Source organism: Mesorhizobium sp. Root102 (assembly GCF_001425625.1).
GTDB lineage: Bacteria > Pseudomonadota > Alphaproteobacteria > Rhizobiales > Rhizobiaceae > Mesorhizobium.
The window spans coordinates 20,707-33,450 of sequence record NZ_LMCP01000047.1; the positions used below are offsets into that span (position 1 = coordinate 20,707).

The window sequence follows — 12,744 nt, forward strand, 5'->3', positions numbered from 1 at the left end:
AAAGATTGTTGTGTTTCACCAAATTTTAGCATTGAATGTCACAAATTGCCGAATAGATGGAATTCCAAGCCATGAAGCTGGATGAGATCGACAAGCGGATCCTGCGGGCGCTGCAACGCGACGGCCGCATGGCCAACAATGATCTGGCCAATGAAGTCGGGCTGTCGCCCTCGCCTTGCCTGCGGCGCGTGAAGCTGCTGGAGGAGGCTGGTGTCATCGACCGCTACGTCGCCGTGCTCAACCCGGCCAGCATCGGCAAGGGCCTGACCTTCTTCACCCGCATCTGGCTGAAGACGCAGGATGAGGACACGATCGAGCATTTCGCCACCGAAGTGGCCAAGCTGCCTCAGGTGATGGAGTGCTACCTGATGCTCGGCGATTGCGACGCCATGGTGCGCGTGGTCGCCGCCGGCATCGACGACTACCGTCGCTTCCAGTCGGAGCATCTCAGCCGCATCAAGGGCGTGCAGAACGTCAAGACCGACGTTCCCAGCCAGACGATCAAATACACCTCGGAACTGCCGATCTAACGGATGTCGCCCAAAAGTGCGAAGCGGTTTTGGGATAACGACATGCGTCCAAAAAAGGACCATGTCACCGAAAACGGCGCCATTTCAGACTGGATAAAAAATGCAACCGGATTGTAGGATCGGCCTCGGTGCCAGCGTCCTCCGGACGCAAGCAGCGCGCAGCGCTGCCCTCTGGCATGGGAGATTTGAATGAGCCTTTCCTATCGTTGGGTCATCGTCGCCGCTGGCGCGCTGATGTCCTGTGTCGCCATCGGAACGATGTTTTCGCTGGCGATCTTCCTCGAACCGATGGCGATCGACACAAACTGGTCGCGCGCCGGCATTTCCAGCGCCATGACGCTGAATTTCCTGGTAATGGGCCTTGGCGGCTTTACCTGGGGCGCCATTTCGGACCGTTTTGGCGCCCGCATCGTCGTCACGATCGGTGCTGTGCTGCTCGGGTTGGCGTTGGTGCTGGCCAGCCGCGCCGGTTCGCTGCTGAACTTCCAGATCACCTATGGCGTGCTGGTCGGCCTCGCCGCCAGCGCCTTCTTCGCGCCGATGATCGCGCTGACCACCGGCTGGTTCGACACCAACCGCAGCCTAGCCGTCTCGCTGGTCTCGGCCGGCATGGGCGTGGCGCCGATGACGATCTCGCCCTTCGCCCGGTGGCTGATCTCGGCCTATGACTGGCGCACCGCCATGTTCGACATCGGCATCACCGCATGGGTGCTGCTGTTGCCGGCTGTGCTGCTGGTGCGCCAGCCGCCAAAGCCCGCTACAGCGGATGCGGCCTCGGCGTCGGCCGCCGAAGGCACCGGCCTGACGGTCGGCCAGGCGCTGCGCTCACCGCAATTCATCGTGCTGGGACTGACGTTCTTTGCCTGCTGCGCGGCGCATTCCGGGCCGATCTTCCATATGGTCAGCTATGCCATGCTTTGCGGCGTCCCGCCCATGGCGGCGGTCTCGATCTACAGCGTCGAGGGCCTGGCTGGCCTCGGCGGCCGGCTTTTCTACGGCGTGCTGGCCGACAGGCTGGGCGTCAAGCCGGTGCTGATCGCGGGCCTGGCGATCCAGGCGATCGTCATTGCCGCCTATCTCTCGATCAGCCGGCTCGATCAGTTCTATATGCTCGCCGTCATCTTCGGCGCCACCTATGGCGGCGTCATGCCGCTCTATGCGGTGCTGGCGCGCGAATATTTCGGGCAACGCATCCTGGGCACCGTGTTCGGCGCCGCCACCATGCTGTCGAGCCTCGGCATGGCGCTGGGACCGCTGGCCGGCGGCATGGTGTTCGATGCCTACGCCAACTACCACTGGCTGTTCATCGGCTCGGCCCTCATCGGCCTCGGCGCGGTTGGCATCGCGATTGCGTTCCCGCCGCTACCGCGCCAGGAGTTGCAGGCGGCGTAGAGGGTAAACAGGGGTGGTGATTGAAGGAACGAAGGTCGGTTGATCCAAAGCCGACCTTCCACGATGCGAACGGCAGCAATGTCGGGGGCCTTTCAGGCCGGCTGCCAGCCCATTGAGGGACTGACGAACCCCTTTACTTCACAGTGATCGCCATACCGCTGAGATCGGCGTTGACTTGCAGGCCTACCTGCTTGCCTGTGAGTTCGAGCTGGGCGCCCTTGTCATTGGTCATGACGATCACCTGGGCCCCTTTGCCGAGCGCGCCGCCACCGCCCGCCGCCCCGTAGACCCCCGTGACATCCCGGGCGCGCCTGATGTGGCGCACGGTCCCGTGGAAATAGGTCTTGGAGACTCCGAAGGCGAGGCCGCCCGAGACGGCGCCGACCGAGATGGGATAGCTGCGACCGTGGAAGGTCAGCGTGCCTTCGCCGCCGGAGCCACCGATGAAGAATGCCGCCTTGTAGACGGCGAAGCGGATCGTGCCGCTGTCGGCATGCGCGGCGCTGGCGACACTGACGGCCCCGGCGGCGATGGCGGCAACCGCGAGTGAACGAAGTCCGGACGAAATCATCATGATGAGAACTCCTCAAGCTGGCCACTTGCCCAACGGCTGGGCTCGTCAGCGTGGTATCAAAGCTACAACTGAACAGTCTCGCCCGTCATTGGTTCCAGGCACTCGCCCCGGTCGTGCACCATACCCGATGTCCAACTAGGAAATGGACAGGATCTCAAGTTCGCGCTGCCCCAGCTGGACAAAGTCGCCAACGGTTTTGCCGGTCAGCGCGATGGCAACCGGCGAACCATGCGATATGGAAGCTTGAGACGGGTTGGCCTCATCCTCACCGACGATGCGGAAGGTCTGCGTGCGGCCATCATCACGCTTGAAGGTAACGCTGTGCCCGAAGGCGATCACTTCATTGGACGTGGGCACCGACATGAGCTGGGCCGTACGGACGCGCTCGGCATAATAGCGCATATCCCGAACCGGAACCGCTGACTGCCGTCTCCTCTCGTTGACATCTTCCAGCACGTTGGCGGCCTCGAGAGCCTGCTGAGCGCGAGCCAATTCCTCCTGCAGCATCTTGAGGCCCGCCTCCGTGACGAGGTTGATCCGATCGGAGATAGGGCGAGCCGGCAGGATGGTTTCCGATGCCGCCTCGGCGCTTTCCTCCTTGGCAAATGCTACGCTCAATTGGTCGAGACCCTCTGCTTGCGGCCCACTGCCCTCATTCGAGAAACTGGCGGCGCAAATGACCGCGGCGCAAGGACGACGGTCGTCGCCTCGGCCAGCACCACCCTACCCGAAAATCCGCTCGCCCTGCTCGTCGACCAGTTGGATGCCCTTCTTGATTGAGATGTCGACGGCGTCGTCAAGTCCGGCGAAGCGGTCAGCGCGGATGAATTTGTGTTCCTTCACCACGCCGTCGATCTCCTTGGAGACGACGCCGCAGGTCTGGTACTGGCCGTCGGTCTTGTAGGGCGTGGCGCTGATCAGGAACCCCTTGTGCTCGATCTGCTTGGCCGGCGCCGTGCTCTTCGGCTCACCCGCCTCGGCTCCGCCGCCACCACCACCGAAAAGGCGCTTCAGAAAAGACATCGGGCTTCCTCCAACAGCATTCATCCCGCACCATGTAACGTGGCGCGGGATGAATTTCACTATCGGTCCTTGGGCGGGCGGGCAAGAGCTACGCCGGCCGTGGCGGAAGAGCTTACTTGTGCGACAGCGCTTCCAGCGCCTCGGCGGCGGCTTCGAGGATGGCGATCGCCTCGGCCTGCTTGTCAGCCGGGGCATCGACGAAGTCGCCGAGAGCCGCTCGCAGCCGATGGCGGGCAGCGCGGAATTCGTCACGCGCTTCCGAACGATCCCCACGGCCGCCGCGACGAGCGCCCTCTTCGCGCTCGTCGTTCCAGCCGAACCAGTCGCGCGCCTTGGCCATCTTGCGGCCGAAGCGCTCGAGATGCTCGAGCACGCCGTCGATCATCTCGCGATTGTCGGCAAGATGCGCCTGGCCCGCCTCGGTGATCGAGAACACCTTCTTGTTGCCGTCCGCGGCGGAGGCGGCATAGCCGGCTTCTTCCAGGAAGGTCAGTGTCGGATAGACCACGCCCGGGCTCGGGCTGTAGATGCCGCTGGTGCGCTCTTCCAGCGCCTTGATGATGTCGTAGCCGTGACGCGGCGCCTCGGCCAGCAGCGACAGCGTGATCAGCTTGAGGTCACCGTCGGCCAGCATGCGCCCGGCGCGGAACATGTCTCCCGGGCCGCCGCGGCCACCACCACGACCACCATGGCCGAACGGGCCGGACCCGCCGCCGCGTCCACCGAATTTGCCGGCCATGTGCATGAACCTGCGCTCGCCGAAATGATTGTGCCCGAATTGATTGTGCATTGATTGCTCCTTGAGTTGTATCTTACGATATATCTTAATTAGCGGCGTCAAGCGGCTGAGTCAAGATATATCTTACGATGTATCTGAATGCGACGCCAGGGGATCGGCTACGATCCGGGCCTTGTCGCTACAGGCGATGGAGCTGGGTAAATTCGGCTACCAGCGACCCTTGCGCCGGTTCCAGGCATAGAGCAGGTCGGCGAAACGATCATAGGCAAAGCGTGTCAGCGGCAAGGCAACCGGATTGCCGAACAAAGTCGCAAGCCAGCCCTCGCCGGGCGTGACCTTCCACACGGCGATGGCAACGTCGGCGCCGACCAGCAGCCCGCCCGCCGCGTCGGTGGCGTGCAGCCGGCGGCGGATGTCGTCAAGCGACGCGCCATGTCCGGCAAGCGCTGCCGGTTCAAAATTGATGTCACGGAACTCGATCCGCCCAACCTTGACCGCTTCGATCAACCGCCGCTTCTGCCTGATAATGCCGGCATCGCAAACCGGGCAGCGCGCGTTGTACCAGACGGTCAGCATCTATCCGTGGCCATGCCGATGGTGCAGGTCGGGATAATGCGGATGCCGGTGGCGCATCGGCGCATGCCGGTGCCAGTGCGAATGCGGTTCGCTCACCGGCCCGTCATGCCGGTGCTGGTGATGCTCGTCATGCACATGGCTGTGCTCGTGCTCCAGTTCCTCGTGCTCGTGCTCGTGCTCATGGCGTTCCGACAGATGCAGCCACAGGCCGGCGCCCATCAGCAGCCCGGCGACCGCCAGCTTGAGCGTGACGGCGTCACCCAATATGGCGATTGCCAGCAACGCGCCGATAAAGGGGGCGAGCGAGTAATAGGCGCCTGTCCGTGCGGTGCCGAGATGACGCAACGCCACGATGAACATCACCAGGCTGACACCTATGCCGAAGAAGCCGACGGCCGCGATGACTGCCACGACCGGCGCCGAAGGGAACCAAGCCCCGCCGGCAAGCGCCAGCCCGACATTGACGACACCCGCGACCAGCCCCTTGAGCATGGCGATCACCACCGGGTCGGTGGCCGAGATCCTGCGCGTGAAATTGTTGTCGATCCCCCAGGCCACACAAGCCCCAGCCACCAGCAGGGCGCCACGGTTGAAGGCGATGCCCTCGCCTTGCCACGACAGAAGAACGGCGCCCGCCAGAATGGCGAAGGCGCCAAAAAGCAGACGCCGGTCGACATTCTCGCGATAGACGAGCCAGGCGATCGCCATCGTCGCCAGCCCTTCCAGATTGAGCAGCAGCGCCGAACTGGACGCCGTGTTGAGGGTCAAGCCGAACATCAGCAGCACCGGCGCGATAACGCCTCCCATGCCGATTGCCAGCGCCAGCCAGGGAAAATCCCCGGCGGTCAGTTGCGCTTCCCCGGCTGCAGCCTGCCTGCCCCGGAGCAGGCGGTACAGAGCGAGGCCGAGACCAGCACCGAGATAGAGCAGCCCGGCCAGCATGAAGGGATTGACGCCCTCGAGCAGCGTCTTGCTGAGCGGCGGCGTCGCCCCGAACAAGACGGCCGAGCCAAGCGCGAGCGGCACGCCGGGCCACAGATGTGAATGGGAATGCGGTTCGGACATGGCTACATCCTAGCGCACGTTACCCAAAAATGGCGACGCGCTTTACGCGCTGTTTCGTCACGGCTCTATCCGAGCGAGGCGATGATCTCGCGGTAGGCGAATTCGGGAAAGGCCTTCAGCGTCCGCGTCCTGATATTCCCGGCCGCCGCCAGCATCAGCGAGAAACGCGCCAGCACCGCGTCGTCGGGCGCTTCGACCACCGCCACCATGTCGTATTCGCCCATGGTCAGGTAGAACGCCTTGAACGATCCGCCCATGTCTCCCAGCTGCTTCCTGGCGGCGTCGAGCCGCTTCGGTGAATCGCGCACATTTCTGGCGCCCTGCTCCGTCCAGTTCATCAGCACGATGTAGCTTGTCATGGCACACCTCCCTCCGGGGCCACGGAGCACGGCGGCTTCGCCGGGGCGGGCATCCGGGTTGTCGCCCAGAAAATGCATCCGACGCGAAATTATCCTCCCACGGCGAATATCGTGCAAGGACTATCGCACCGGCCCCCGATCACCGGATGAAGGCGAGCTTGACCAAGCGCCACGCAGGCCGAGAAAAGCCGGTTCAAAAACCCGCCCGATTGCGGCAATCTCAGGCGCGGTCAATGTCCGTGACCGGATCCAGCCGCGGGAGAGCTTCATGCGCCAGACCAACGAGCTACCGCCAGGAAAGATCGAAAGTCCTGCCGCATGGACCGGCGAGGACATGGCGAAGCATCCCCGAAACTGGCTGGTCGAATTGGACCCGCGGGACGTCGCGGAGTTGGAACTGGCGGCAACCGACTTTCTCGCCCGGTCGCAGGATATCGGCAATTTGACCAAGGCTGATTTCCCCTTGCCCAAGCTTGCCGGCCATCTTGCCGCCCTTCGCGAAAAACTCATCGCAGGCATCGGCTTCGAGGTGCTTCGCGGTCTCCCGGTCGAGCGATACTCCGCGCAAATGGCGGCAACGATCTTCTGCGGGGTCGGCGCGCATCTGGGAAGCGCACGGTCCCAGAATGCCCAGGGTCATATCCTCGGCCATGTCCGCGATATAGGCGCCAACGCCAAGGACGCCACGACACGCATCTACCAGACGTCGGAGCGCCAGACATTTCACACCGACTCCGCCGATGTGGTCGGTCTGCTCTGCCTAAGGGATGCCATGCAAGGCGGCGAGTCCCTGCTTGTCAGCACGGTGACGATCTACAACGAGATGCGCAAAAGACGGCCCGATCTGGTCCGCCTGCTGTTTGATCCGATTGCCACCGACCGGCGCGGCGAGATACCCGAAGGAGAAAAGCCCTACTTCGAAATCCCGGTCCTCAACTGGCATGCGGGATTGCTGACCGGCATCTATCAGCGCCAGTACATCGACAGCGCGCAGCGCTTCCCGGATGCCATGCGGCTGAGCGCGGCGCATGTCGAAGCTCTGGATCTCTTCGACAGCCTTGCCAATGACCCGAAATTAAACCTGTCGATGCGGCTTCGGCCCGGCGACATGCAGTTCGTCTACAATCATTCGCTGCTGCACGACCGCATGGGCTTTCGCGATTGGCCGGATCCGGACAAGCGGCGCCATATGCTGCGCCTATGGCTGTCGGTCCCCGGCGACCGTCCGCTGCCTGAATGCTTCAGGCAACGTTATGGCTCGATCGAGATCGGCGACCGGGGCGGCATCATCGTCAAGGGCGCGAAGCTGAACGTGCCTTTGTAGAGCAATTCTATGAACCACTTGAAACGAAAAAGGGCGCCTCGATGGGCGCCCTTGATCTCTTTGCAATCGGTAAGTGTCAGCTATCCAGGAAGCTGCGCAGCTTGCGCGAGCGGCTCGGGTGCTTGAGCTTGCGCAGCGCCTTGGCTTCAATCTGGCGGATACGCTCGCGGGTGACCGAGAACTGCTGGCCGACCTCTTCCAGCGTATGGTCGGTGTTCATGCCGATGCCGAAGCGCATTCTGAGCACGCGCTCCTCGCGCGGCGTCAGCGAGGCCAGCACGCGCGTGGTGGTTTCGCGCAGATTGGCCTGAATCGCCGCGTCGATCGGCAGGATCGCCATCTTGTCCTCGATGAAATCGCCCAGATGCGAATCCTCCTCGTCGCCGACCGGCGTTTCGAGTGAGATCGGCTCCTTGGCGATCTTCAGCACCTTGCGCACTTTTTCGAGTGGCATGGCGAGCTTTTCGGCCAGTTCTTCCGGCGTCGGCTCGCGGCCGATCTCGTGCAGCATCTGGCGCGAGGTACGCACGATCTTGTTGATCGTCTCGATCATGTGCACCGGAATGCGGATGGTGCGCGCCTGGTCGGCGATCGAACGCGTGATCGCCTGCCGGATCCACCACGTCGCGTAGGTCGAGAACTTGTAGCCGCGGCGGTATTCGAATTTGTCGACCGCCTTCATCAGGCCGATATTGCCTTCCTGGATCAGGTCGAGGAACTGCAGGCCGCGATTGGTGTATTTCTTGGCGATGGAGATGACGAGGCGCAGATTGGCCTCGACCATTTCCTTCTTGGCGATCGCCGCTTCGCGCTCGCCCTTCTGCACCTGGTTGACGATCTTGCGGAATTCCAGGATCGAGATCGCCGTTTCGGTGGCGAGGTTCTGGATCTCGGCGCGCAGGTCGCGGATCGCGTCCTTCTCGTTCTTGGTGAATTCCTTCCAGCCGCGCGAGGTCAGATTGCCGATCGAGCGCGTCCAGTTCGGGTCAAGCTCCGAACCCTGATATTCCTTGAGGAACTCCTCGCGGCGCACGCCGTAGCTTTCGGCGAGCCTGAGCAGCTTGCCCTCGTTCTGCACCAGGCGCTTGTTGATGTCGTAGAGCTGCTCGACCAGCGCCTCGATGCGCGCCGTGTTGAGCGACAGCGACTTCACCGCCTTGATCAGTTGGTCCTTCAGCTCCTTCAGCCGGCGATCCTGGCTGGGCGACAGCGTGCCGGCCGCGGCCAGTCGGTTCTCGACCTGCTGGTCCTGCAGCTTGCGCAGCTTCTTGTAGGTGTCGGCGATGACGTCGAGCGTCTCCATCACCTGCGGACGGAGTTCCGCTTCCATCGCCGCCAGCGACAGGCTGGCTTCGTCCTCGTCTTCCTCATCGTCATCGACCAGCCCGCGCGTATCGGCGCCGACATTGGTGATGTCTTCTTCCTCGTCGCGCGAGCGGCGCGGCTTGTCCTCGACCTTGGCTTCCTCGATGCGCTCGACCACCGGCGCCTGCTTGGCCTCGGGGCCGGCATAAGTGGCTTCGAGATCGATGATCTCGCGCAGCAGGATCTTGGATTCGTTGAGCTCGTCGCGCCAGATGATGATGGCCTGGAAGGTCAGCGGGCTTTCGCACAGGCCGGCGATCATCGTCTCGCGGCCAGCCTCGATGCGCTTGGCGATGGCGATTTCGCCCTCGCGCGACAGAAGCTCGACCGAGCCCATCTCGCGCAGATACATGCGCACCGGATCGTCGGTGCGGTCGGTCGGTTCTTTCTTGGTGGTGGTTGCAGCAACGGCGGTACCGGTCTGCTCGGCCAGCTCGTTGGCATCTTCCTCGGCATCAGCCGCGGTGTCGGCGGCCTCGGGCTCCTCGCCCTGCTCGTCGTCCTCGACCACGTTGATGCCCATGTCGGACAGCATTGCCATCGTGTCTTCGATCTGCTCGGAGGTCACTTCCTCGGAGGGCAGCACCGAATTCAGCTCGTCCATGGTGACATAGCCGCGCTTCTTGGCGGCCTTGATCATCTTCTTGACAGCATCATCGGAAAGGTCGAGCAGAGGGCCATCGGTGGCGCCTTCGCGTTCGGTTTCGACCTCTTCCTTTTCCTTTGTCGCCATAGTCTTTATCTTCTCCTCGCGGCCGAACTTCGAAGCCGCGTAAGCTGTCGGACCAGTCAAATCGGATGCGCTCTTATGAAACGCGCTTCACCGGGCCAGTAACTGCATCAACTCGTCGTTAGGTGTATGTCGTTGCCCCAAAATCGGTTTCCCCTTTTGGGCGACATGCATTAAGTCCAGATTAACCCTGATATCTGTGGCAGGCACGCAGCCTGTCCAGTGACCACTACCTCACATCGGTTATTTCCCGCCGACGCGGGTTCGGGTTAACGTTTCGAATCGTCCTGATTCCGCCAATCTGCCAGAAGGTCAAGCGCCTCTCGCATGATTCGCATGAAAAAAGCGAATCAATTACCTGACTTAGCCCGCCACGCGCCATTTCGATGCGCAACAACGCTTCTCACTTTCACTCTCGTGCCTGAGCCCGTTCAGCCCCGATGGGTCGGAATAAGCCCTGTCTCTCTCTTGGTGGAAGCATGATCCTTTCCCACTTTCCGGGATCACGCGCTCATTTTCGGTAGGAGCATGATCTTGTCCGAGAACCGGTTCCCACTTTCCGGGATCACGCTCTAAGCTCGCCCAGCCCTGCCCGACGACACGCCGAATCCTTCGATCAGCGCTTCCGTCGCCTGTACATCCTGAAATTGCGCCTGAATTTCGATCAGGTGCCGGTAGTTTTCGTCTGTGGGATCGGTGGCGAGCGCCGCTTCCGCCTGTTTCAGTTCCTTATGTAAGGTGCGCGCGCTGCGCTGCAAGTGCAGCGCCTGGCTGAAAGCGTCGCGGGCATCTTCAAGGGCGGCAGTCTCGAGCGCCGGCCATTGCCGCATTCGCCGGATCAGGCCGACGGCCCGCTCCCAGATCTCGGCGCAGCCGGCGCGTTCGACCGTCGCGATAACGGCCTGACGGTCATTGGCCATGTCATGCGCCATCGCGTCGAGGATCGCCGCATGCAGCCGCCTCAGATCGGAGTTGGCGAGATCGAGAAACTCGATATGAGCGAAATTCTCGTCGATCAGCGCGGGATGATTAATCAACGCGACGATGATCGTCGCCTCGCGCACCGACATCCCCTCGCCGCCGCGTTTGACCAAAGCCGACTGGCCCAGGCTTTCAGTGATTGCGATGCGGCCGCCACCACTCTTAGCGAACTGTCCGCCGGGTGCGGCGGCCTTGCCCTGGCCGCGGTCGCCTGGCCGGCCGCCATCTTGACGCCCTTGGCGCGCACTGCGCTGCGAGCCGAAGAAGCTCAACACGCGCTCGCGCATCTCCTGTTGATAATGGTAGCGCAGGCTTTCGTCGCGGATGCGGCTGGTCAGCTCGCGCAGTGTCTTTTCGAGTTCGGCCCGCCGCTCCGGCGTGTCGAAGACCCCGCCCGCCGTCTCGCGCATCCACAAGAGGTCGACCAATGGCCGTGCGTCGGCCAGCACCGCCCGGAACGCGTCCGATCCTTCGGCCTTGACGAGGTCGTCGGGATCCTTGCCTTCCGGCAGCAGCGCAAAGCGCGCCGAGCGCCCGGCCTGCACCGACGGCAGCGCCATGTCGGCGGCGCGCCACGCCGCCTTCAGCCCGGCCTTGTCGCCGTCGAAACACAACATCGGCTCCGGCGCCATGCGCCACAACAGCTCGAGCTGGTTCTCGGTGAGCGCGGTGCCGAGTGGCGCCACGACATTCTCGAAGCCCGCCTGTGCCAGTGCGATCACGTCCATATAACCTTCGACGGCGATGACGGTGCCGCCCTTGGCGAGAGCCTTGCGGGCGCGGGCGAAATTATAGAGCACATTGCCCTTGTGGAAGAGCTCGGTGTCGGGCGAGTTCATGTATTTGGCCAGCGCATCCGGCTGCAGCGCGCGGCCGCCAAAGGCGATGATCTTGCCTCTGGAATCCGGAATCGGAAACATAATGCGGTCGCGGAACCAGTCATAGGAAACCGGGATGTCGTCGCCGTGGCGCACCAGTCCGCAGGCCTCGATATCGGCCTTCGGCACACCCCTGGCGGCGAGATGCTCCTTGAGCGCATTGCGGCTGTCGGGCGCGAAGCCGAGCCGGAACGATTGCTGCGTCGCCGGCGTCAGCCCGCGATCGCGCAGATAGGCGCGGGCTTTGGCGCCTTCCGGTCCTTGCAGCCGTTCCTGGAAGAAGCTGGTCGCCATCTCCATGACATCGGTCAGGCTGGCGCGTTCCTTTTCGCGCCGCTCCTCCTGCGCATCGCGAACCGGCATCGGCACGCCGGCCATGTCGGCGATCTTTTCGACCGCTTCGGGAAAGCTCATCCCGTCGAGTTCGGTGAGGAACTTGAAATGATCGCCCGAGACCGAACAGCCGAAACAATGGTAGCGACCCTTCTTGTCCTCGCAGTGGAAGGACGGGCTCTTCTCGCCATGGAACGGGCAACAGGCCCAATAGTCGCCGCGCGGCGCGTTGGTCTTCTTCCGGTCCCATGCGACGCGCTGGCCGACAACCGATGAAATCGGCACGCGGTCGCGGATCTCGTCGAGGAAGGCGGGTGGAAAGCGCATCGGGGAACTCGTTTCCCCACCATATAATCATGCCTGCGAAGTCCGACGACCCCTAATGCGGGCCATACCCGGTTTCCACAGGGCAAAAAGAAAGGCGGCCGTTGCGGGCCGCCTCCCCTTCAATGTCCGGCAAGGTGTCGGTTACTGCGCGGCAAGCGCGCCGAAGATGACGCCGGAGAGGACACCGACCAGCACATAGTCGTTGCCGACGCGGATCCATTCCTGGCCATGTCCGGGACGATGCAGGCCGTAGCGGCCATAGTCGCGGATCGGCCGGTGCTGCCTCCAGCCGGAATATTTCTGGCCGTTGCGCCAATGGCTGCGCTTCACGACGACCGTCTTCTTCACGACACGCTTCCTGACGTCGACATGCTTGCCGGGCTTCTGCCAGTCGACCTGACTGGTGTTCGACTGCGGAGCGACCGGTGCATTCAGCGGTGCGGACTGGCCGGTGAGCGACGTGGCGGCGAGCATCGAGAAAGCGAGGGCGGAAAGGACAATGCGTTTCATGAGACAGTCTCCTTGGTTGTCGATGCCCAAGCAGTACT

At 62.9% G+C, this 12,744-nt stretch carries 13 protein-coding genes; 3 read left to right on the forward strand and 10 right to left on the reverse strand.

Going from position 1 to position 12,744, the window contains the following annotated elements; genetic code table 11:
* Positions 1-71: 71 nt before the first annotated feature.
* Both ASD12_RS29825 and ASD12_RS29830 read left to right on the forward strand, forming a co-directional pair.
* Positions 72-530: an Lrp/AsnC family transcriptional regulator gene (locus ASD12_RS29825; protein WP_013530158.1), complete on the forward strand. Its 459-nt coding sequence runs from the start codon at positions 72-74 to the stop codon at positions 528-530.
* A 189-nt stretch (positions 531-719) separates the two neighbouring features.
* Positions 720-1,922 (forward strand): MFS transporter, encoded by a 1,203-nt coding sequence (locus ASD12_RS29830; protein ID WP_056595308.1) that lies wholly within the window; start codon positions 720-722, stop codon positions 1,920-1,922.
* A gap of 133 nt (positions 1,923-2,055) precedes the next feature.
* On the opposite strand, the gene ASD12_RS29835 is transcribed toward ASD12_RS29830, so the two are convergent.
* The 7 genes from ASD12_RS29835 to ASD12_RS29865 form a co-directional block, all read right to left on the reverse strand.
* Positions 2,056-2,496, reverse strand: a complete 441-nt coding sequence (locus ASD12_RS29835) for a hypothetical protein (RefSeq protein ID WP_056595310.1) — start codon at positions 2,494-2,496, stop codon at positions 2,056-2,058.
* A gap of 135 nt (positions 2,497-2,631) precedes the next feature.
* Positions 2,632-3,114 (reverse strand): transcription elongation factor GreA, encoded by a 483-nt coding sequence (gene greA, locus ASD12_RS29840; protein WP_056595311.1) that lies wholly within the window; start codon positions 3,112-3,114, stop codon positions 2,632-2,634.
* Between the two features lie 105 nt (positions 3,115-3,219).
* On the reverse strand, positions 3,220-3,519 hold the full coding sequence (locus tag ASD12_RS29845; RefSeq protein WP_056595313.1) for an HlyU family transcriptional regulator: 300 nt from the start codon (positions 3,517-3,519) through the stop codon (positions 3,220-3,222).
* 112 nt (positions 3,520-3,631) lie between these two features.
* Complete coding sequence (locus ASD12_RS29850; RefSeq protein ID WP_056595315.1) at positions 3,632-4,309, reverse strand: PadR family transcriptional regulator; 678 nt, start codon at positions 4,307-4,309, stop codon at positions 3,632-3,634.
* 156 nt (positions 4,310-4,465) lie between these two features.
* Positions 4,466-4,834 (reverse strand): DCC1-like thiol-disulfide oxidoreductase family protein, encoded by a 369-nt coding sequence (locus tag ASD12_RS29855; RefSeq protein ID WP_056595317.1) that lies wholly within the window; start codon positions 4,832-4,834, stop codon positions 4,466-4,468.
* Positions 4,835-5,899 carry a DMT family transporter gene (locus ASD12_RS29860; protein ID WP_056595318.1) on the reverse strand — a complete coding sequence of 355 codons (1,065 nt, stop codon included), beginning with the start codon at positions 5,897-5,899 and terminating at the stop codon, positions 4,835-4,837.
* Between the two features lie 65 nt (positions 5,900-5,964).
* On the reverse strand, positions 5,965-6,258 hold the full coding sequence (locus ASD12_RS29865; RefSeq protein ID WP_056595319.1) for a GYD domain-containing protein: 294 nt from the start codon (positions 6,256-6,258) through the stop codon (positions 5,965-5,967).
* Positions 6,259-6,526: 268 nt separating this feature from the next.
* On the opposite strand from ASD12_RS29865, the gene ASD12_RS29870 reads away from it, so the two are divergent.
* Positions 6,527-7,582: a TauD/TfdA family dioxygenase gene (locus tag ASD12_RS29870; protein WP_056595320.1), complete on the forward strand. Its 1,056-nt coding sequence runs from the start codon at positions 6,527-6,529 to the stop codon at positions 7,580-7,582.
* A 76-nt stretch (positions 7,583-7,658) separates the two neighbouring features.
* Here ASD12_RS29870 and rpoD read toward each other — a convergent pair whose 3' ends face one another.
* The 3 genes from rpoD to ASD12_RS29885 all read right to left on the reverse strand — a co-directional run bounded on the left by rpoD (position 7,659) and on the right by ASD12_RS29885 (position 12,706).
* Positions 7,659-9,680, reverse strand: a complete 2,022-nt coding sequence (gene rpoD / locus ASD12_RS29875) for an RNA polymerase sigma factor RpoD (RefSeq protein ID WP_056595322.1) — start codon at positions 9,678-9,680, stop codon at positions 7,659-7,661.
* Between the two features lie 569 nt (positions 9,681-10,249).
* On the reverse strand, positions 10,250-12,196 hold the full coding sequence (dnaG, locus tag ASD12_RS29880) for a DNA primase (protein ID WP_056595324.1): 1,947 nt from the start codon (positions 12,194-12,196) through the stop codon (positions 10,250-10,252).
* Between the two features lie 141 nt (positions 12,197-12,337).
* Complete coding sequence (locus ASD12_RS29885) at positions 12,338-12,706, reverse strand: RcnB family protein (protein WP_056595326.1); 369 nt, start codon at positions 12,704-12,706, stop codon at positions 12,338-12,340.
* Positions 12,707-12,744 lie beyond the last annotated feature (38 nt).

Coding starts and splice junctions, on each gene's coding strand:
- ASD12_RS29870 (WP_056595320.1), top strand. CDS start 6,527: ATGCGCCAGACCAACGAGCTACCGCCAGGAAAGATCGAAAGTCCTGCC.
- ASD12_RS29885 (WP_056595326.1), bottom strand. CDS start 12,706: ATGAAACGCATTGTCCTTTCCGCCCTCGCTTTCTCGATGCTCGCCGCC.
- ASD12_RS29855 (WP_056595317.1), bottom strand. CDS start 4,834: ATGCTGACCGTCTGGTACAACGCGCGCTGCCCGGTTTGCGATGCCGGC.
- ASD12_RS29835 (WP_056595310.1), bottom strand. CDS start 2,496: ATGATGATTTCGTCCGGACTTCGTTCACTCGCGGTTGCCGCCATCGCC.
- ASD12_RS29845 (WP_056595313.1), bottom strand. CDS start 3,519: ATGTCTTTTCTGAAGCGCCTTTTCGGTGGTGGTGGCGGCGGAGCCGAG.
- ASD12_RS29830 (WP_056595308.1), top strand. CDS start 720: ATGAGCCTTTCCTATCGTTGGGTCATCGTCGCCGCTGGCGCGCTGATG.
- ASD12_RS29860 (WP_056595318.1), bottom strand. CDS start 5,899: ATGTCCGAACCGCATTCCCATTCACATCTGTGGCCCGGCGTGCCGCTC.
- dnaG (WP_056595324.1), bottom strand. CDS start 12,196: ATGCGCTTTCCACCCGCCTTCCTCGACGAGATCCGCGACCGCGTGCCG.
- ASD12_RS29825 (WP_013530158.1), top strand. CDS start 72: ATGAAGCTGGATGAGATCGACAAGCGGATCCTGCGGGCGCTGCAACGC.
- rpoD (WP_056595322.1), bottom strand. CDS start 9,680: ATGGCGACAAAGGAAAAGGAAGAGGTCGAAACCGAACGCGAAGGCGCC.
- ASD12_RS29865 (WP_056595319.1), bottom strand. CDS start 6,258: ATGACAAGCTACATCGTGCTGATGAACTGGACGGAGCAGGGCGCCAGA.
- ASD12_RS29850 (WP_056595315.1), bottom strand. CDS start 4,309: ATGCACAATCAATTCGGGCACAATCATTTCGGCGAGCGCAGGTTCATG.